Below are 19,082 nucleotides of genomic sequence, written 5' to 3'. Positions count from 1 at the left end.
ATACACAAACAACGTCAACAACATGTCCGGGTCGTAACCCCGCCGGCCCACCCCACCCAGCCTCGCCCCCGCATGAAACCGCGCCGTGTCCAACCGCTCCACCGCCGCGATCACGAACCACACCAGATGATCATCGCCAAGCCAGTCCACCATCGACGGCGGCAGCAAAAACTCCTGCGCACGATCCACCGGCCGATACGTCTTCGCCATCCCCAGATCTTTCCAACACCACCCGACCCCAGCCAGGACCTACCCAGGCGCGTCACCCAAAAAGCAACAGGCTCTCGAACACGACATGAGCTGTCCCAGGTCCCCACTTCTTGTCCGAGGTCCCCACAACAACACCGCCACCGACCGTCACGCACCCCCAGAAGGTGTCCGCGATCCCCGCAAACCCACCACCACGGGCTGCCGCACCCCCAGAAGGTGTCCGCGGTCCGCATCGCCCCACCCGGTCGGCCCCCAGGCCGGCGATCGGCCTTCCGATGACGGGTTGTGCGGCCGCTGGCGCCCAGCAAGTCGCCAGCCAGCGAACAACCGGCCAGCGGAGCCACGAGCCACCGACCAAACCCGCCAGCCGGCCTGGGCGGTGGCAGCGGGCATCCTCATGGCGAACAACCCGCCAGTGGTCGAACAACCTGCCCGTGGTCGAACAACCTGCCGGGGGTCGAGCAACTGGCCTGCGCCAGCCCCGAATTGGCATCACGACCACCCGCCCAGGCGAAATCCACCACCCACCGGGGCGAAACCCACCCCGAGGGCGCGCGGCGTACCGACGGACAGGAGGTAGTCGCCGCACACACCGCCCCGGCAGGCACTCCACGCCTGGGATGTCCGCGACGATCCCAGCACTCCCTGTTGCTCGGTACACCAGACCCCGAAAACATCGCCCCGACCCGGCTCAGACCTCTCCGCGGGATCCGCGTACCTCAGGTGTCTTCGAGGAGGCGGCGGCGCTGGGCGTGGATGCCGGCTTGGAAGCGGGTGCGGGCGCCGAGGGTCTCCATCAGTTCGGCGACCCGGCGGCCGACGGTCCGGCTGCTGAGCGCGAGCTGCCGCGCGATGGCGTCGTCCTTGAACCCGGCCGCGAGCAGCGTCATCAGGCGGGCATCCAGCGGATCCATCCTGGCCGGTACGACGGGAACCGCCTGATCCCAGAGCAGGAAGAACATCTCGATCAGCGCGTCCAGCAACGCACACGGGTGGACGACGAGCGCGCTGTCGACGAGCTGATCCACCGACAGCGGGAGCAGCGCGACCTTGCGGTCGAAGACGGCGAGCTTCATCGGCAGCTGCGGATGTACTCGCGACGTCTCGCCCGCATCGGCCGCGCTGTAGGCCTCGTCGATTCCCCCGGGAACGTCCAGCGAGTCGGGGGAATAGATGCCCTGCACGGTGACGCCCTCTCGGAGCAGCCCGCGCACCGTGGGGTCGGACTTCCCGGGCCTTGAGGCGTACGGCGGGCGGTCCAGCACCAGGAGCTGTTCCTGTGTGCCGCTGAGGAGCTGCGCGAACCTGGCGGCGATCGCCTCCTGCCCCACGATCACCTCAACCAGGTTCTCCGGGCGGTGCTGCTCCTGTGCTCGGAGCTCCGACAACATCACCCGCGCCTCCGCGCGGACTCGGTCGAGCTCGGCCCGGCGTACAGCGACGAGCGCGTCGACGGCCACATCCGGCCGGGTCGGCAGCAACCGGATCGGCTGGTCCGCGGTGGTGGTCAGCAGACCGAGCTGCTCGAGCCGCCCGACGGTCCCGGCCAGGTCGTCGAGGTCGCGGCCGAGGCGTTTGGCCAGGTCGACCAAGCAGCAGCCAGGCGCTGCCAGCAAGGCCCGGTACGCCTCTTCGTCCGCGGGCGTCACTCCGAGGGATTCGAGCACGCAACCTCCTGGCCTATTCCCGACATGTCCGGCATCCGTCACGCTATCTCGTAGCTCGGACAGCCTTGGATTCGATACCACTGCACAGTGACCCCGCCCAGAGTTCGTGCTCTCGTCAGTGCCACTGTCGTTTTGGCCTTGTCGGCTGCCCCTGCCCAAGCGCTTCCGATGCCTGAGGGCAGCAGCCCGGCGGCGACATCGCAGTACGGCACCGAAAGCACCGTCACGCTGCTGACCGGCGACAAGGTGACGCTCGGTGCCCCGGACGCCAAGGGCGATCCCGCGGTCCGGATCGAGCCGCGGACACCGGGCAGTGGCGCGTTCTCGGTACGCCGGGATGCGGGCCGGGTGAGCGTGATCCCGAAGGACGTCGAGCCGCTGGTCCCGTCGGTGCTGGACCCCGCGCTGTTCGACGTGACCGGTCTGGTGGAGATGGGGTACGACGACGCGCATCGGGCGGATCTCCCGGTCATCGTGCGAGCGGACGCCCGGTCCCTGGCTCCAGGCGCCGTCCGGATCGAGCGCGAGCTGCCTAGCCTCGGGGCGAGCGCGGGGGTGCTGCCGAAGGAGCGCGCGGCCGCACTCGGTGAACGACTTACGGGACGACAGGCGGGCACCGGTAGATTCTGGCTCGATCGGCGGCTGAGCGCGACCGCTTTATCCGGGGCCGCGGAAGCACCGCGGGACGCCTACCTTGATCAGGTGAAGGCGCCGGCCGCCTGGGAGCGCGGGCTGGGCGGGCGTGGGGTGAAGGTCGCGGTCCTCGATACCGGCGTCGACTCCGGTCACCCGGCACTGGCGGGCAAGGTGGACGCCGAGGCCGACTTCACCGGGAGCACGAGCCCGGCCGACGACAACGGTCACGGCACCCACGTGTCGTCGCTCATCGCGGGCAGCGGCGCCGGCTCGGACGGCGCGCGCCGGGGTATCGCTCCGGAGGTCGACCTGATCTCCGGGAAGGTGCTGGCCGGCGACGGTTTCGGTCAGGAATCCTGGGTGATCGCCGGGATGGAGTGGGCCGCCGCGCAGGACGCCGACGTGGTCAACCTCAGCCTCAGCTCGCCGCCCGCCGACGGCGACGACCTCGTCTCCGAGGCGCTCGACAGGCTCTCCGCGACGACCGGCACGCTGTTCGTCGCCGCTGCCGGGAACCGCGGCAACCTGGGGGCGAACCCGTACACGATCGGCAGCCCGGGCGTTGCCGCCTCGGCGCTCACGGTCGGCGCGGTCGATGCCGCGGGCAAGCAGGCGATCTTCTCCAGCGAGGGCCCGACCCGCGGCACCTACCGCCTCAAGCCCAATCTGTCAGCGCCCGGCGTCAACCTCCTCGGCGCGCGAGCAGGAGCCCGCGACGGCAACCTTTATGTGGCGATGTCCGGCACCTCCCAGGCGACTCCGCTGGTCGCCGGTGCGGCTGCGCTGATGCTGCAGCAGCACCCGGACCACACGTGGAAGCAATTGAAGGCCGACCTGACCACCCGGGCCGACGCCACGAAGGTCTTCAACGGCTGGACCAACGGCGGTGGAGTGCTCGACCTCCAGCAGGCCACCGCTGGCCAGGTGTCGGCCGATCTTGCGTCGCTCGACTTCGCCTACCTGCGCTATCCGGACAAGGCCGCGCGCAGTCAGGTGCTGACCCTGACGAACTCCAGCACGGCACCGGTGACGATCTCCCTCGTAGATGCCGAGAAGAGCGCCACCAACGTCGAGGCACCCGCTGACGCAGTACTGGCCGAGCCTGCCACGCTGACCATCCCGGCCGGCGGTACGGCGTCGTCGAGGGTGACCGTGGATCCAGGGCTGCTGCCTGACGGAACGTGGCAGGGGAGTGTTGAGGTGCTCGACGCGGATCAGCAGCGGCTGCTTCACCTGCCTTTCGGGGCGTACGACGAACCGGAACGCTACGACCTGTCCGTGCGAGTGCTCGACCGTTCCGGCGCTCCGTATGCCGGTGGCGTGGCTACGGTCTTCAACTACGACACCGGCGGCTCGATCAACCTCACGCTCGACGCCAACGGCGTGGCCAAGACCCGGCTCGATCCGGGGCGTCTGAGCATCCTCTCCGCCGTGGAGACGCCGGCCGATGGTGATCGACCGAAGACCTTTGCCCTGGCCGGCTCCTCGGAGATCCCGCTGGCCCGCGATACGTCGTACGTGATCGACGCGCGGAAGGCCCAGGTACTGCGGGCGCCCACTGTGGCCGGTCGGCAGACGACGCTGGCGGAGTCCGCGCTCGGTGTCTCGCGCCACAGCAAGAGCCGTGGGCTCAGCGACTTCTGGTTCTTCACTCCGGACCAGATCGCCGCGGGCACGATCTTCGTCCAGCCGACCACCACGGTGTCGCCCGCCGGCGCGTTCGAGGCGTCCAACCGGTGGCGGCTGGAGCCGGTCGGAACGGTCCGCGCGGGAGACCCGAACGTCTACGAACTGCTCTTTGTGAAGGACCGGTTCGAACTGCCGCTGTCCCCACGCCTCGAGCGCCGGGATCTGCAGAGGATGGCCCGGGTCGAGAACACCTTCGGCACCATCTCCGGGCCTGGCACGCAACGGGTGGAACGCGCCTGGTCGACCGCCGAGACCGGGGTCGGCTGGGTGAACCGCCGCACGGTCCGCGTCCCTTCGAAGCAGGTCGAACTTCTGACGGCCGACCCGGGCGCTGAGTGGAACCAGTGCCTCACGGTCACAGCCGCCAGTACGACGAACCTGTGCGACCGGGAGAATCTGCCGTTCCCTGCGGGTGCCCGGGTGGAACGGACCTTCGGGGTCGCGGTGCACCCGACGATCTTCGCGGCCTCGCACACTCCGACGTACCTGTTCGTCGACATCGGGGTGGCAGACGCCTTCCATCACGGGAAGCCCGTGGCGGCAGCGGTGAAGAACCGCCGGCTGGCGTTGTACCGCAACGGAGTACTCGTCAATGAGGTCGCCGCTGGTTCGAGCTACTTCGGTATTCCCAACGGGAGTGGGACTTTCAAGCTCGAGCAGAGCTGGGAGCTCGATCCAGCAGTGTTCCCGAGCTCGAGCAGTGCCAGGACGACGTGGAACTTCACCTCGGCACCGCCGCCCGATCCGACGAAGGCGACCGGACAGCCGCCGGCGTTGCTGGGCATCTCCTACGACGCGAAGGTCGATGGGTTGGGCAGGGCTGCCGCCTGGCGTCCGCTCCAGATCGACCTGGAGGTCGGGCATCTGCTGCGATCGACCGCGAGTCGAGTCACGGGTGCCACTCTCTGGTACTCCACGGACGATGGCGGTCGCTGGACCCGGGCCGTGACGGTGCCGACGAGGAACGGCTACACAGCGATCGTGCCGCCCTGGGCGGTGCTGCCCGGCACGGCGTTGTCACTGCGTGCCACCGCTTCGGACGCGTCCGGCGGTACCGTCGACCAGACGGTGATCCGGGCGATCCCGGTCCGCTGACGACGGTGTCGTGTTCGCGACATGTCCGGACTACGTCACCCCGGACCGTGGCCGGATTCCGTTGAATTGGGTACGACTGGACCACCGGGCGCGCGCGGACCGGACAGGGGACGCCCGGTCAAGCCTCAACGCGCGCGCCCGCCCCAGCTCGTCTCCTGGTTCCGTGCCGCAGGTAGAGCCGCCAGATCTGTCGCTGCAGGAGCAGGGTGATCACGCCGGCGATCGTCATCCCGACCAGGTTGATGCCGAGTTGCGCGGCCGATCCGGCGATCTGCTCCGGCGCCCAGACCGCGATCGACAGGGCGAGATCGCCGGCGGCCGGGACCGTGGTGACCGAGATGAACACACCGACCAGCGCGTTCGAGCGACCGGCCGTCTGCGACAGCACACCGGCGCAGCCCGCCAGGACCGCGACGACGGCCGACCAGCGGTCCGGCCGCCAGATGAACCCGGTCAACGGACGGGCAGCAGTCACGTCCGCCGTGTCGATCCAGCCGACCGCCCGGGCGAGCAGGGCGGCGAGAACAGTCAGGGCGATCGCCAGCAGAAAACCCTTGAACAGCAAGGCGATCGACCGCGCGCTCAGGTGGCCGGCCTTCAGCGCGATGCCGACCGCGAGCGCGGCGACCACGCCGAACTCCGGACCCACCACCATCGCGCCGACCACCAGGATGGCGGAATCGGTGATGACGGCAACGGCCGCGATCATCGTGGCGAGGGTGAGAAACGTGTAGTAAGACCATGATCCGGTCGTCTCGCTGTACGCCTGGTCGACCACCGCGTCCCAGATCACCGCGTCGTCCGGTGCGCCCGGAGCGGCCTTCTCGGTGGCCCTGGCGTTGCGGGACGGAGCCGCGCCGACCTCGGTCACCGCGACGGAGCCCTCGTCGTACAGTCCTTGCTTCTTCAACCAGGTCAGGATGTCCGAGGTCGCCTCGCGGGTGACATCGCACTCGATCACGTCGCCCGCCGGACGGTGCGCGGCACCCGGCAGCATCACGACGCTGGTCACCCGATCGTCGGCGACGAGCGCGTCCAGGACGCGGGTGGTGCGATCCGGTGGGACGATGAGACGTAGATGCATCACCCGGACATGGTGTCAGCCTTCTTCGGCGGGGCGCGGCGCAGGTCCGGGCCGGTGCTCCACGACTGTGATCGATTGCTGGTTCGACGATCCCGGGAGGCAGGATGAGCGACATCGCGGCCAAGACCACCGAAGACCGTCCTGAGCTGAAACGGGTGATGGGCCCGGGACTGCTCCTGCTCTTCGTGGTCGGCGACATCCTCGGCACCGGCGTCTACGCGCTGACCGGCAAGGTGGCGGGCGAGGTGGGTGGCGCTGTCTGGCTGCCGTTCCTGTGCGCCTTCATCGTGGCGATGCTGACGGCAACGAGTTACCTCGAGCTGGTGACGAAGTACCCGAAGGCCGGTGGCGCCGCGGTCTACACGCACAAGGCGTTCGGCATTCACTTCCTCACCTTCCTGCTCACCTTCGCGGTGATGTGCTCGGGCCTGACGTCGGCCTCCAGCGCCTCGAAGGCGTTCGCGGCGAACTTCTTCTCGGCGCTGAAGATCGACCCGGACCGCGGCTCGGTGCTGATGATCACCGCGCTGGCGTTCATGGCGTTGATTGCCCTGGTCAACCTTCGTGGTGTCGGCGAGAGCGTCAAGGCGAACGTCGTACTGACCCTGGTCGAGCTGACCGGTCTGCTGATCGTGATCGCGATCGGCGCCTGGGCGCTGTCCAACGGCGATGGCGACACCGCCCGGCTGACCGAGTTCAACACCCCGGACGGCGAGTCGCCGTTCGGTGCTGTCACCGCGGCGACCGCGCTCGCGTTCTTCGCGATGGTCGGCTTCGAGGACTCGGTCAACATGGCCGAGGAGACGAAGGACCCGGTCAAGATCTTCCCGAAGATCATGCTGATCGGCCTGACCATCACCGGCGTCATCTACGTGCTGGTCGCGATCTCGGCCGTCGCGCTCGTCTCGCCGGAGGAGCTGAACAAGGGCGCCACCCCGCTGCTGAAGGTGGTCGAGGCCGGGGCGCCGGACTTCCCGCTGCAGATCTTCGCGTGGATCACGATGTTCGCGGTGGCGAACTCGGCGCTGATCAACATGCTGATGGCCAGCCGCCTGCTCTACGGCATGTCGCACGAGAAGGTGCTGCCGGGTCCGCTCGGCCGCATCCTGCACAAGCGCCGTACTCCGTGGGTCGCGATCCTGTTCACCACGCTGCTGGCGTTCTTCCTGATCGGGTACGCCGACCTCACTGCCCTGGGTGGTACGACGGCCCTCCTGCTGCTGTGCGTGTTCGCGATCGTCAACGTCGCGGTGCTCGTCCTGCGCCGCGACAAGGTGGAGCACAAGCACTTCCACGCGCCGACCGCGTTGCCGATCCTGGGCTGCATCCTCTGCGTCTACCTGGCCAGCCCGCTGTCCGGCCGGGCCTCGGACGACTACAAGATCGCCGGCTGGCTGATGGTGATCGGCGTCGTCCTCTGGGCGATCACCTGGCTGCTGAACAAGTACGTCTTCAAGCGCAAGTCCGACTTCGACCCGAGCCACCTCGACCAGAGCGGCCCGGTCAACTGATCCTCGTGGGATGGGTCGTCGCCGTCCGGCGGAGCGGGAGCTGGGCGGCGAGGACGACGGTGCCGAGGGCAACCAGTCCGAGCGCCACGGCGATCCAGCCGAGCGCGCGGTAGCCGGCGCCGGCGTCGATGGCGAGGCCGCCGAGCCAGGGGCCGATGGTGATGCCGACGTTGAACGACGAGAAGTTGACCGCGGTCGCCAGCGTCGGCGCCTCCTCGGCCAGGCTGAACACCCGGGCGTTCAGCGCCGGGTTGGTGGCGAACCCGAAACCGCCGAGCAGGAAGATCGCGCCGATGGCGACCACCGGCACCGACGCCCAGATCGCCAGTACGGCCGAGAGGGCGACCACCCCGGTGATCCCGACCGACAACGTCCGGAACGGGGTCGCGTCGGCGTTCCGCCCGCCGATGGTGATCCCGATCAGCGAGCCCACGCCGTACAGGGCGAGGACGGCCGGGACCGCACCGGACGGGAGACCGGTCGTCTCGGTCAGCAGGGGAGCGAAGTAGCTGAAGATGACCAGGATCGCGGCGGTGACGAGGGCGGTGGTGCAGTACGACAACCACAGCCGGGGGTTCCACATCGCGCGGAGCTCGGAGAAAATCCGGGGCGCGGTCCCGGGATCAGGACGTCCGGGCGGGATCGTGGCGAGCACTCCCGCCATCGCCAGGACCGACATCAACGCCACTGCCCAGAACGCCGCTTGCCAGCCGAGGTGCTGACCGATCACCGTACCTGCTGGGAGGCCGACGATGGTCGCGATGGTCAGGCCGCTGGCGACCACGCTCATCGCCCGGGCCCGGCTGTTCGCCGGGACCAGCCCGACCGCGGTGACGGCCGCCACCGCCCAGAACCCGGCGTACACGAAGGCGCCGACCACACGGGTGGCGAGCAGTACGGCGTAGCTCGTCGTGAGCGCGCCCGCGACGTGGGTGAGCGCGAAGATCGCCAGGAACACGAGCAGCGAGGTACGCCGGGGCCAGCGCAGGGTGACCACGGCCAGGATCGGAGCGCCGAGCAGCATGCCGATCGCGAAGGCGGAGATCAGCAGGCCGGCGGCCGGGATCGACACCTCCAGGTCCGTCGCGAGCTCGGGCAGCAGGCCCGCGAGCATCAGCTCGGACGTGCCCTGGGCGAAGATGGCGAGCCCCAGGACATAGATGGCGATCGGCAACGCGAATCCCCCTCCGGAATTGCGATGTGTGAGCCGGGCGGTTTCGCGACCGGCCTCCCAGTGTGTCGGACGCAGGCCCGACACGCACGGCCACAGTGGCATCACTCACGGTCGTTGCAGCTATTGACATCGGTCCGGCCGCTTGACACGCCGCCGGGAAACGCCGGTCGGCCGGGGTCGTTTGGCCGGATCGGGCATGGTTGAGACATGAGTTCCTCGACTCCCGCGCGGCGCGGCGGCAGCAGCGTCGTGGACGGCGCGAAGATCAGCAGCGGCGTGAAGCTGCTGATCCTGCTCGTCGGGCTGATGTGGGTGAGCGAGGTCATCGACACCGCGCTGAACGGCGAACTCGATCAGTACGGGATCATCGCCCGCCAGCCGGACGGCCTGTTCGGCATCGTCACCGCGCCGTTCCTGCACATGGGCTTCGGGCACCTCATCTCGAACACGCTGCCGCTGGTCACCCTGGGCCTGCTGATCGCGGTCAGCGGGGCGAAGCGGCTGTTCGCCGTGACCGCCATCATCGTCACCCTCGGCGGCTTCGGCACCTGGCTGATCTCGCCGCCGAACACGATCACGATCGGCGCCAGCGGACTGGTCTTCGGGTACGCCGCCTACCTGATCACGCGGGGCATCTTCAACCGCCGGATCAGCCAGGTGCTGATCGGCGTGGTCGTCGTCCTGGTCTGGGGGAGCGCCCTGCTCAGCGGCTTGCTGCCGCAGGACGGCATCTCCTGGCAGGGCCACCTGTTCGGCGGCCTGGCCGGCATCTTCGCCGCTTGGGTCCTCGCCGACGACCGCCCGAAACACACCGCCACACCACGAGTTTGACTGACTAGAGTTGGTGTTGTTCGCTTGCGCGGTGCCGACTCTGCGGATCGAACAGCCGAGTGACGACGCCAGCCTCGAACAGTGGCGCCACGTCCACAACACGATCATCCCGACGGACCCGCTGTCCCTCGACGAGGTCCGCGAACGCGTCCGGCGCAACCGTCTGGCCGTCGCCTTCGCCGGCGACGAACTGGTCGGCTGCTCGACCGTCCGCCCGCCGAACGACGACACGACCGCGGCGACGGTGATCGTCCGGATCCTCCCCGCCCACCGCCGCCAGGGCCTCGGCGGGCAGTTCTACGAGCACGAGCTGGCCGAGGCGAGGAAGCTCGACGCCGACGGGATCGAGACCATCATCCTCGCGTCCAACACCGACGGGCTGCGGTTCGCCGAGTCGCACGGCTTCGTCGAGTTCGAGCGCTACGTCCTGCCGGGAGACACCATCCCATTCATCACGCTGCGTCTCAGCTGACCCAGGTCAGCCGAGCGTCGATGGATCTGTGTTCGCCCCACAGATGATTGCGACGACCCGCTCGCCGTCGGCCGGCTGGTAGGCGCCACTCAGCAACGCCGCATAGCTCACCGCCGCGCCGTGCTCGACCGCCAGGTGGTACTCGTGCCACAACTCGTTGCGCGCAGCAACGATGGCGTCCTCGTCGACGAGTACCGACTGGACGGAGTTGGCCTTGACCGCCTCGAACGCGAGCTCTCCCAGCCGGCGAGCACCCAGCGAGTCGGCCGCAAGCCCACCCACCTGTACGTCGACCCGTTCGCCGGCCGCCAGCGTCCGGGCCAGGGTGGGAGCCAGTTCGGGCTCGACAGCCACCACCCGTGCACGATCACCGATGGCGGTGGCGATCCCGGCGATCAGCCCGCCTCCACCGACGGCGACGAGCACCGTGTCGAAGTTGTCGAGATCCTCGAGCAGTTCCAGCCCGATCGTGCCCTGCCCGGCCACGACCTCAGGCTGGTCGAAGGCGTGCACCAGCAAGGCGCCGGACTCCTCGCACGCCACCGCCGCGGCCTCGTACGCCTCGGCGTATTCATTGCCGACCTGCACCACGTCCGCCTCGAGCGTCCGCAGCCGGGCCACCTTCGGGGCGGGCGCGTTCACCGGGACGAAGATCCGCGCCGGTACGCCGAGTTCGCGCGCGGCATAGGCGGCCGCGAGCCCGGCGTTGCCACCCGAAGCGGCGACGACGCCCTGGCCCGTGAGCAGGCCCTGCTCTTTGGCCGAGAGCAAACGGTTGAACGCGCCGCGCGGCTTGAACGACCCGACGTGCTGCAGGAGTTCCAGCTTGAGCGTCAGCGTCGGCGAAACCTGCAGCACGGGCGTACGCCGTACCCGGCCGGCGATCCGCGTGGCAGCGCGCTGCACATCGTCACGAGTCACAGTCATGCCTCAACCCTGCCACGCGCCTTACAGCCACCGTCCACCGGTGGCTCGGGGTGAATGCCGGTTCAGACCCGGGTGGCTCGCGTGGTGGGGCTGTTGCGGGGGTCGAGGATGGGTAAGACTGCCGGTGGCTTCATCGCGAGACGGAGGCAGGCAGATGGGTGCGTACGACGAGAGCTACCGCCGCAGCCTGGCGGATCCGGAGGGCTTCTGGCTGGAGGCGGCCGGCGCGATCTCCTGGACGCGACCACCGGCCCGGGCGCTGGACGATTCGGCCGCGCCGCTGTACCGGTGGTTCCCGGACGGCGAGCTCAACACGTCGTACAACGCGCTCGACCGGCACGTCGAGGCCGGCAACGGCGACCGTACGGCGCTGATCTACGACTCACCGGTCACTGGGACGACGCGCAGCTACACGTACCGCGAGCTGCTGAGCGAGGTCGCGCTCTTCGCGGGCGCGCTCAGGGAGTTGGGGGTCGGCAAGGGCGACCGGGTGATCGTGTACCTGCCGATGGTGCCCGAGGCCGTCATCACGATGCTCGCCTGCGCCCGGCTCGGGGCGATCCACTCGGTGGTGTTCGGCGGGTTCGCGCCGAAGGAACTGGCCGCCCGGATCGACGACGCGACGCCGAAGGTGATCGTGGCGGCGTCCTGTGGGATCGAGCCGACGCGGGTGGTCGAGTACAAGCCGATCATCGACGCTGCCCTCGAGCTCGCGACTCATCAGCCGGACCGCACCGTGCTGCTGCAGCGCGAGATCGCGCCCGGGAAACTCGGAGAGCGCGATCTCGACTGGCAAACCGCGATCTCCGGGGTGACGCCGGTCGAGCCGGAGCCCGTCGCCGCCACGGATCCGCTGTACATCCTCTACACCTCCGGCACGACCGGGAAGCCGAAGGGCGTCGTCCGCGACAACGGCGGCCACGCCGTCGCGCTGGCTTGGACGATGGGCGCGGTCTACGGCATCGGCCCGGGCGACGTCTGGTGGACCGCCTCCGACGTCGGCTGGGTCGTCGGCCACTCCTACATCGTCTACGCGCCCCTGCTCGTCGGCGCGACCACAGTTCTTTACGAAGGAAAGCCGGTCGGTACCCCGGACGCCGGCGCGTTCTGGCGGGTGATCTCGCAGCACGGCGTGAAAGCGCTCTTCACCGCTCCGACGGCGTTCCGCGCGATCAAGAAGGTCGATCCCGACGGCGGCGAAATCGCGAAGTACGACCTCGGCCGGTTCCAGACGCTCTTCCTGGCCGGAGAACGGCTCGACCCGGAGACGTACCACTGGGCGCACGACAAGCTCGGCGTACCGGTCGTCGACCACTGGTGGCAGACGGAGACCGGCTGGCCGATCGTCGCCAACCCGCGCGGGCTCGAGCCGCTGGCGGTGAAGCCCGGGTCGGCGACCGTGCCGCTGCCGGGGTGGGACGTGCAGATCCTCGACGCCGAGGGCGCTCAGCAGCCTGCGGGGGAGGAGGGGGCGATCGCGATCAAGCTGCCGCTGCCGCCGGGTGCGCTGCCGACGCTGTGGGGCGACGACCAGCGCTACATCGACAACTACCTGAGCCGGTACGACGGGTACTACCTGACGGGTGACTCCGGCTACATCGATGCCGACGGCTACGTCTTCGTGATGGGGCGGACCGACGACGTCATCAACGTCGCCGGCCACCGGCTGTCCACCGGGAGCATGGAGGCCGTGCTCGCCGCACATCCCGCGGTCGCGGAGTGCGCCGTGATCGGGGTCCACGACGCACTCAAGGGACAGCTGCCGCGCGGGCTCGTCGTACTGAAGGCCGGTGCCACCATCGACCCGGAGACCTTGCGGGAGGAACTGGTCGCCGCCGTACGCCGAGACATCGGCCCGGTAGCGGCCTTCCGCGAGGTCTCGGTCGTCGAGGCCCTGCCGAAGACCAGATCGGGCAAGATCCTCCGCAAGACCATGCGCGGTATCGCCGACGGCCGCGACGAACCCGTCCCCTCCACCATCGAGGACGCAACCGTGCTCGAGGCCCTACGCCCGATCCTGCGGCACTCCGGCGACTAGACCCTCACGATCGAACGCGTGGTGACCTAGGCTCGGGATCATGCGAGTCGTGATAGCTGGTGGACATGGACAGATCGCCCTGCGGCTGACGAAGATCCTGGCCGCTGACGGGCATGAGGTGGTCGGCCTGGTGCGGAACCCCGCGCACGAGGCCGACATTGCCGCGGCGGGCGGCCAGGCCGCAGTACTGGATCTCGAGAAGGCCGACCTCGACTCGGTCGTCGCGGTACTGTCCGGCGCTGACGTCGCGATCTTCTCCGCCGGCGCGGGCCCGGGCAGCGGGGTCGAGCGGAAGGAGACGGTCGACAAGGGCGCCGCTGTGCTGCTGGCGGAGGCGGCCGGGCAGGCCGGAGTACGGCGGCACCTGCAGGTGAGCTCGATGGGCGCGGACAACTTCGGCGACCTGGACCCGAACGACCAGTTCACGATCTACCTCCAGGCGAAGAAGGCGGCCGAGGACGATCTGCGGTCCCGGGACCTGGACTGGACGATCGTGCGGCCGGGTGGGCTCACCAACGACCCGGGTACGGGCAAGGTGCGGCTCGAGGACAAGACCGGCTACGGCCGGATCAGCCGCGACGACGTGGCGCTCGTGCTGGCCGGACTCTGCTCCAACCCCGCCTCGATCGGCCGCACGCTCGAACTGATCGCCGGCGACACCCCGGTCGACGAGGCCCTGAACAACCTCGCAAGCTGATCCTCTGAAGCTGACCCTTTACGTTGCCGATGGCAACAGATTGTGATGAACATGGGCGACGACTCTCTCCGCCAGGTGCAGTTCGAGCGCACGGCCAACAACAAGTACGAGGTGCGCAACGTGCGCGGCGGCAGCATCTCGGTGGGGTCCGGCAGTGACACCGACTTCACCCCGGTGGAGCTGTTCCTGGCCTCGATCGGCGTCTGCTCGGCGATCGACGTGGACACTGTGACCAGCCGCCGGGCTGAGCCGGCCGAGTTCCGCGCGGTGGTCCGCGGCGACAAGCTCCGCGACCCCGAGCAGGGCAACCGGATGGAGGACCTCGTGGTCGAGTTCACCATCCGCTTCCCCGAGGGCGAGGACGGCGACAAGGCGCGTGAGGCGCTGCCGCGGGCGTTGAAGATGTCGCACGACCGGCTCTGCACGGTCAGCCGCACGGTGGAGATCGGTACGCCGATCAGCGCCCGGCTGGTCGACAGGAAGGAGTGAGCATGCAGTTCCTGCTGCTGATCTGCGCCGACGTCTCGCTCGTCCCCGACGACGCCTTCGCGAACGGTTGCGAGGGCTGGACCGAGGAACTGCTCGAGCGCGGAGTCCTCAAGGACGGCGGCACCGGGTTGCACGCCCCCGCGAGCGCCCGGACCGTCCGGGTCCGGCCGATGGAGGAAGGCGACGAGGTATCGATCACCGACGGCCCGTTCGCCGAGACCAAGGAACTGATCGGCGGCACCTGCATCCTCGAGTGCGACACCCTGGACGAAGCCGTAGCCCACGCCGCCCGCCACCCCTCAGCCCGCTACGGCGCCATAGAAGTCCGCCCCATCTGGGACCCCACCACCCCCGCCCCCTGGACCTGACCCCACCCCCGCCACCCCCGGCGCTGACCCCCACGCTCTCCGGAGCTGGCTCCCGGCCACACGACCGGCCTGTAGATCACCGGCGCGATCGTCGGCGACACGGGTTCTCCGAGCATCACGATGCCGGGGTAGTTGAAGCTGGCTGCAGTGGTACGAGCGGTGACCCCGAACACCTAAGCGGGACCTGGAACAAGCTACTTCCTGTCCGAGGTCCCCGGATGGTGTCCAGACCCACCACGACGGCCCGCGAGACGGGCGCCCGCGCTGCTGCTCGCCTGGAGCCGCTGCTCCCTCGGTGCTCGCCGGGTGCTCGCGCGGTGCTCGTCCGGTGCTCGGACGTGGTGTCCGGACCGCCAGCACTCACCAACCGCGGCTCGCCCGGACCGTCAGGCGGCCCGCCCGGGCTGGTCAGGCGGCCGACCCCGTCGCGCGCCGTCTGGCGGAGGCCGACCGACGAACTGCCGGCGAGGTTACTGAGTGGTGGCCGTCCGCTTGAACGGCTGCACCGGACGACGCTGGAGCCTCAGCGGCTTCTCGCGGAGTCGAAGAACCGGGCCATCTTGGTGAACGCGTGTCCGCCAGGCGAGGTAGGCACGTCGTCGCAGCTAAACGGGTGGGGTGAGGAATTCTCGGACTCCTCGAAGCGGGGTTTTGAGGAGGCGTTGGGTTTTCGTGCTGTCCAGGCGGATGTCCGAGGGGTTCGAGCCGGTAGGGAGCTTCGTCGGATCGAGTCCTTCGTGGACTGCGATCAACTGGCCGAGCTCATGGCGGCTGACCGCGTCTGCTCCACCTACGTGCGCGATCCCGGCATGACCTGACTCGAGGAGTTCGAGCAGTGCGTTGGCGAGATCGTTGACGTGGATCGGGCACCGGATGTTGTCGGTGTAAAGCGCACCCGGCCCACCTTCGACGAGCGCTCGCACCTGTCGCTCGATCCGCCCGCCACCGAGGATCAGCGAAGTACGAGCGATCACCGCGCTCGGGTCGATCGCCTTCACCGCGGTCTCGGCGGCCGCCTTCGCAGCGCCGTACGGCGTGATCGGATCCGGGACCGCCTCCTCGTCATACGGGCTGTCCTTTCCGGAGAACAAGGCGTCACTCGACACGTGCACCAGCCGGATCCCACGCGCCGCGATCGCCACATTCGCGGCCCCGTCGGCCGTCGTCACCCAGTCGGACTGCAGATAGGCCGTATGGATGATCGCGTCCGGCCGCACCTCCCGAACAACAGCCTCCACCTCATCCCGCCGCCGCACATCAATCCGCACCCCACCCTCCACCGGCACACTGTTGTACCCAGCAACAACCTCGTGCCCCGCCACCCGCCGGATCTCCCGCCCCAACTCTCCGGACCCACCCGTCACCAAAATCCTCATCTGATGCCCACCCACCTCCGGAGTACAGGTTGGCCGGCGGACGCGAAGGTGACGGGCTCTCGGGCAGACATGGAGTGATCCTAGGGCGGGTGGTGTCAGGGGTGGAGGGTGTGGCGGGTTAGGTGCCAGCCGGGGGTGCGGGTGGAGCGGCGGACTTCGGGGGCGGTGCGGATCTTGCGCGGGGACGTCCAGGACTGGGACGGCTTGTGAAGGGTCCAGCCGGCGCCGATGGTGATCGCCGCGTGCTGGACCAGGCGGTTGTCGTCGCGCCAGACGAGGACAGTGCCCGGCACGTCGTCGCGCCCGCCGCGGGTGGTCCTGTCCGCCAGCCACTCGTCGAAGGGCTCCCGCTGCATCCAGGTGTCGGCGGCTCCTTCGACACCCGCGGCCGCCATCACCGTGCCGAAGCAGTTCGGCCCGCTGCCTCCGGCGAACGTGCCAGCCAGTTCGCGAGCACGCGGGACGAGCGATCCAGCCGACGCCCAAACAGACTCCGGTACTTCGCGGTGGCGGCTCGGGCCGAGATCCTCGCTCACGACACGAGGCAGTACGACAGCGGCCGAGTCGCGCAGCAGCGATTTCCACCAGACGAAGCGATGCCCGTCGGCCTGCAGGCGGATCTCCGGCCCGAACACTTCGCGCCACGCCCTGACAGTCGGCACACTCCCACGCTCATGGACGACCTGCGCTCGGATCAGACCGGCCCGGGTCTTGCGAGGCAGGTCCATGAAGGTCGACTCGTCCAGCCAGACAGACCTCAGTCGCCCATCGACTCCGTACGAGCGATAGGTGTCCCGCTGCTGACGGTCAGGCTCGGCGTCATCCTGCGTCAGACCCCACGACGCGATCTGCTTGGCGGTCAGGTAGAACGGCTGCCGATCCGGCGCGAGCCACTCGACCCACTGCTGAAGGAGTGCGGGGGAGACCTCGATGCCGAGGACCTCCATCAAAGCTCCGGCGGTGGCGCCTGCGGTCCGCGGTACGGCTGGGTCTCGCTGTAGACGAGGTTCGTCGTGGTGCTGCCGAACTCGGTCAGCTCGTTTACCAGGTGCTCCAGATGCGCCATCGACCCGGCGGCGACCTTCAGCGTGTAGCAGTCGTCGCCCGTGGTCCGCAGGCACTCGAGGATCTCGAACCGCTCTTCCAGCAGTTTGTGCAGCGGGCCGTGCTTGTTCCCCGGATACTTCAGCCGTACTACGGCCAGGACGGGGAATCCCACCTTCGTCAGGTCCACGTCCGCGCGGTACCCGCTGATCACGCCGATCGACTCCAGCCGCTTCACCCGCTCGGTGGTCGCCGAGGCGCTGAGGTTCACCCGGCGGCCGAGCTCGGTCAGCGAGATCCGGCCGTCGCGCTGGACCTCGACCAGGATGGCCCAGTCGGTCGGATCGAGAGTCTCGGTCATCCGGCCAAGATACCGGGGAATCCACGGCCGAACACCGGGTTTTCGGCGAGGAATCTCTTCAAGCTGGGTGTTCCGGCTGGATAGCCTGAGTGGCGTGGAAATCGGTGTGAACGTCCCCAACTTCGGCCCCGGAACCGACCCCGGCAGGCTCCGCGACTGGGCCCGCACGGTGGAGGGACTCGGCTACGACCTGCTGATGGTGTCCGACCATGTCGCGGTGACACTCGACGTGGCGGAGCAGTACCCGGCGCCTTTCTACGAGCCATTCACCACGTTGAGCTGGCTCGCCGGAGTCACCGGCACCATTCGCCTCGGGACCACCGTGCTCATCGCGCCGTACCGGCACCCGCTGCTGGTGGCCCGGATGGCGGCCAACCTCAATCAGCTGAGCGGCGGCCGGCTCGTGCTGGGTATGGGCGTCGGCTGGGCGCGGCAGGAGTTCGAGGCGCTCGGCGTCGATTTCACTCGCCGCGGGAAGCTCACCGACGAGCTTCTTCGCGACATCCGGAAGGCGTGGGAGAACGACGCCGACTACCGCAGCGGCGACATCCCGATCTGGGTCGGCGGACGCGGCGACGCTGGACTCCGCCGTACGGTCCGGTACGGCGACGCGTGGCATCCGTTGCGCGAGCGGGTCGACTGGATGCGCGGCGCGCTCGATCGGCTGAAGGCCCTCGCGGACGAGGAAGGCCGGCCGGTGCCGGGATTCGCGCCACGGATCCTGCTGCGCCTCACGGAGAGGCCGTTGGCTGACGACGTACGAGTCGCCGGTGAAGGTTCGATCGACCAGGTGATGGGGGACCTCGACGAACTGCGCCTGCTCGGCGCTGAGGCCGTCGTACTGGATCCCTTCGTTGGCGACCCGGACGAGACCGAACGACCCGAACATGCATGGCAGGCGCTCGCGACCGTCGCGGCCGCTTGGAAACACAGGAAACAGCAATGATGGGAGCAGCAGTGACAGCACGGGATGACCTCCTACGCCGAGCGATCGAGCTCGCGGCAACGGCCCGCAAATCCGGCAACCCGCCGTTCGGCTCACTACTCGCCGGCCCCGACGGCACGGTGATCGCCGAGGACCACAACACCTCGATCACGGACAACGACATCAGCGCCCATCCCGAGCTCAAGCTCGCCAAGTGGGCCGCGGCCAACCTGGACCCGGAGACGGCAGCCGGCACGACCATGTACACGAGCTGCCAGCCCTGCGGCATGTGCGCCGGCGCCATCGAACGCTCCGGCCTGGGCCACGTCGTCTACGCACTGTCCGGCGACCAGCTGAACGCCCTCAAGCCCGGCGGTCCCTTCCGCGCGGTCCCACAGGAAGGCCCGAACCTGTACGACGAGGCGCGCGTCCCGGTGGACGGCTACTACAACTAACCTCTCTCACCCGGTGGACCCCGCGGCGGGTGA

The 19,082-nt window shown here is 69.0% G+C and carries 17 protein-coding genes and 1 pseudogene; 10 read left to right on the top strand and 8 right to left on the bottom strand.

Annotated features, from left to right (window positions below; all coding sequences use genetic code 11):
* Positions 1-210 (bottom strand): annotated as a pseudogene (locus ACFPJ1_RS34960) (IS5/IS1182 family transposase); the annotation flags it as partial.
* Positions 211-929: 719 nt separating this feature from the next.
* Complete coding sequence (locus tag ACFPJ1_RS34955; protein WP_380110577.1) at positions 930-1,877, bottom strand: transcriptional regulator TrmB; 948 nt, start codon at positions 1,875-1,877, stop codon at positions 930-932.
* Positions 1,878-2,045: 168 nt separating this feature from the next.
* Between ACFPJ1_RS34955 and ACFPJ1_RS34950 the strand changes: the two genes are divergently transcribed.
* Positions 2,046-5,297: a S8 family peptidase gene (locus tag ACFPJ1_RS34950; RefSeq protein WP_380110576.1), complete on the top strand. Its 3,252-nt coding sequence runs from the start codon at positions 2,046-2,048 to the stop codon at positions 5,295-5,297.
* A 118-nt stretch (positions 5,298-5,415) separates the two neighbouring features.
* Here ACFPJ1_RS34950 and ACFPJ1_RS34945 read toward each other — a convergent pair whose 3' ends face one another.
* A complete protein-coding gene (locus ACFPJ1_RS34945; protein WP_380110580.1) occupies positions 5,416-6,381 on the bottom strand; it encodes a DUF389 domain-containing protein in 966 nt (321 codons plus the stop codon).
* Between the two features lie 104 nt (positions 6,382-6,485).
* Here ACFPJ1_RS34945 and ACFPJ1_RS34940 point away from each other — a divergent pair, with 104 nt between their 5' ends.
* Positions 6,486-7,892, top strand: a complete 1,407-nt coding sequence (locus tag ACFPJ1_RS34940) for an APC family permease (RefSeq protein ID WP_380110575.1) — start codon at positions 6,486-6,488, stop codon at positions 7,890-7,892.
* On the opposite strand, the gene ACFPJ1_RS34935 is transcribed toward ACFPJ1_RS34940, so the two are convergent.
* A complete protein-coding gene (locus ACFPJ1_RS34935; RefSeq protein ID WP_380110574.1) occupies positions 7,885-9,066 on the bottom strand; it encodes a Cmx/CmrA family chloramphenicol efflux MFS transporter in 1,182 nt (393 codons plus the stop codon). The two genes, ACFPJ1_RS34940 and ACFPJ1_RS34935, sit on opposite strands and share 8 nt — an antisense overlap.
* A gap of 207 nt (positions 9,067-9,273) precedes the next feature.
* On the opposite strand from ACFPJ1_RS34935, the gene ACFPJ1_RS34930 reads away from it, so the two are divergent.
* Positions 9,274-9,897 (top strand): rhomboid family intramembrane serine protease, encoded by a 624-nt coding sequence (locus ACFPJ1_RS34930; RefSeq protein WP_380110573.1) that lies wholly within the window; start codon positions 9,274-9,276, stop codon positions 9,895-9,897.
* 31 nt (positions 9,898-9,928) lie between these two features.
* Positions 9,929-10,369 (top strand): GNAT family N-acetyltransferase, encoded by a 441-nt coding sequence (locus ACFPJ1_RS34925; protein ID WP_380110572.1) that lies wholly within the window; start codon positions 9,929-9,931, stop codon positions 10,367-10,369.
* A 6-nt stretch (positions 10,370-10,375) separates the two neighbouring features.
* On the opposite strand, the gene ACFPJ1_RS34920 is transcribed toward ACFPJ1_RS34925, so the two are convergent.
* Complete coding sequence (locus ACFPJ1_RS34920) at positions 10,376-11,296, bottom strand: serine/threonine dehydratase (RefSeq protein WP_380110571.1); 921 nt, start codon at positions 11,294-11,296, stop codon at positions 10,376-10,378.
* A 154-nt stretch (positions 11,297-11,450) separates the two neighbouring features.
* Between ACFPJ1_RS34920 and ACFPJ1_RS34915 the strand changes: the two genes are divergently transcribed.
* Genes ACFPJ1_RS34915 through ACFPJ1_RS34900 form a run of 4 tightly spaced genes read left to right on the top strand, consistent with a single transcriptional unit; the run spans position 11,451 to position 14,888 of the window.
* The gene (locus tag ACFPJ1_RS34915; protein ID WP_380110570.1) at positions 11,451-13,334 is read left to right on the top strand and encodes a propionyl-CoA synthetase; all 1,884 of its coding nucleotides are present in this window, start codon (positions 11,451-11,453) and stop codon (positions 13,332-13,334) included.
* A 40-nt stretch (positions 13,335-13,374) separates the two neighbouring features.
* Positions 13,375-14,031: an SDR family oxidoreductase gene (locus ACFPJ1_RS34910; protein WP_380110569.1), complete on the top strand. Its 657-nt coding sequence runs from the start codon at positions 13,375-13,377 to the stop codon at positions 14,029-14,031.
* A gap of 51 nt (positions 14,032-14,082) precedes the next feature.
* Positions 14,083-14,520, top strand: a complete 438-nt coding sequence (locus ACFPJ1_RS34905) for an OsmC family protein (protein WP_380110568.1) — start codon at positions 14,083-14,085, stop codon at positions 14,518-14,520.
* Positions 14,521-14,522: 2 nt separating this feature from the next.
* On the top strand, positions 14,523-14,888 hold the full coding sequence (locus tag ACFPJ1_RS34900; RefSeq protein WP_380110567.1) for a YciI family protein: 366 nt from the start codon (positions 14,523-14,525) through the stop codon (positions 14,886-14,888).
* Between the two features lie 605 nt (positions 14,889-15,493).
* On the opposite strand, the gene ACFPJ1_RS34895 is transcribed toward ACFPJ1_RS34900, so the two are convergent.
* The 3 genes from ACFPJ1_RS34895 to ACFPJ1_RS34885 all read right to left on the bottom strand — a co-directional run bounded on the left by ACFPJ1_RS34895 (position 15,494) and on the right by ACFPJ1_RS34885 (position 17,669).
* Complete coding sequence (locus ACFPJ1_RS34895; RefSeq protein ID WP_380110566.1) at positions 15,494-16,264, bottom strand: SDR family oxidoreductase; 771 nt, start codon at positions 16,262-16,264, stop codon at positions 15,494-15,496.
* A 95-nt stretch (positions 16,265-16,359) separates the two neighbouring features.
* A complete protein-coding gene (locus ACFPJ1_RS34890; RefSeq protein ID WP_380110565.1) occupies positions 16,360-17,211 on the bottom strand; it encodes a hypothetical protein in 852 nt (283 codons plus the stop codon).
* A complete protein-coding gene (locus tag ACFPJ1_RS34885) occupies positions 17,211-17,669 on the bottom strand; it encodes an Lrp/AsnC family transcriptional regulator (RefSeq protein WP_380110564.1) in 459 nt (152 codons plus the stop codon). Before ACFPJ1_RS34885 ends, ACFPJ1_RS34890 begins: the two co-directional genes overlap by 1 nt.
* A 94-nt stretch (positions 17,670-17,763) precedes the next feature.
* Here ACFPJ1_RS34885 and ACFPJ1_RS34880 point away from each other — a divergent pair, with 94 nt between their 5' ends.
* Positions 17,764-18,615, top strand: coding sequence for an LLM class flavin-dependent oxidoreductase (locus ACFPJ1_RS34880; protein ID WP_380110563.1), 852 nt, complete (start codon positions 17,764-17,766; stop codon positions 18,613-18,615).
* 11 nt (positions 18,616-18,626) lie between these two features.
* On the top strand, positions 18,627-19,049 hold the full coding sequence (locus ACFPJ1_RS34875; protein WP_380110562.1) for a nucleoside deaminase: 423 nt from the start codon (positions 18,627-18,629) through the stop codon (positions 19,047-19,049).
* Positions 19,050-19,082: the final 33 nt, after the last annotated feature.

The organism is Kribbella qitaiheensis (genome assembly GCF_042657745.1).
Lineage (GTDB): Bacteria > Actinomycetota > Actinomycetes > Propionibacteriales > Kribbellaceae > Kribbella > Kribbella qitaiheensis.
This window is presented reverse-complemented; position numbering and strand designations above follow the sequence as displayed.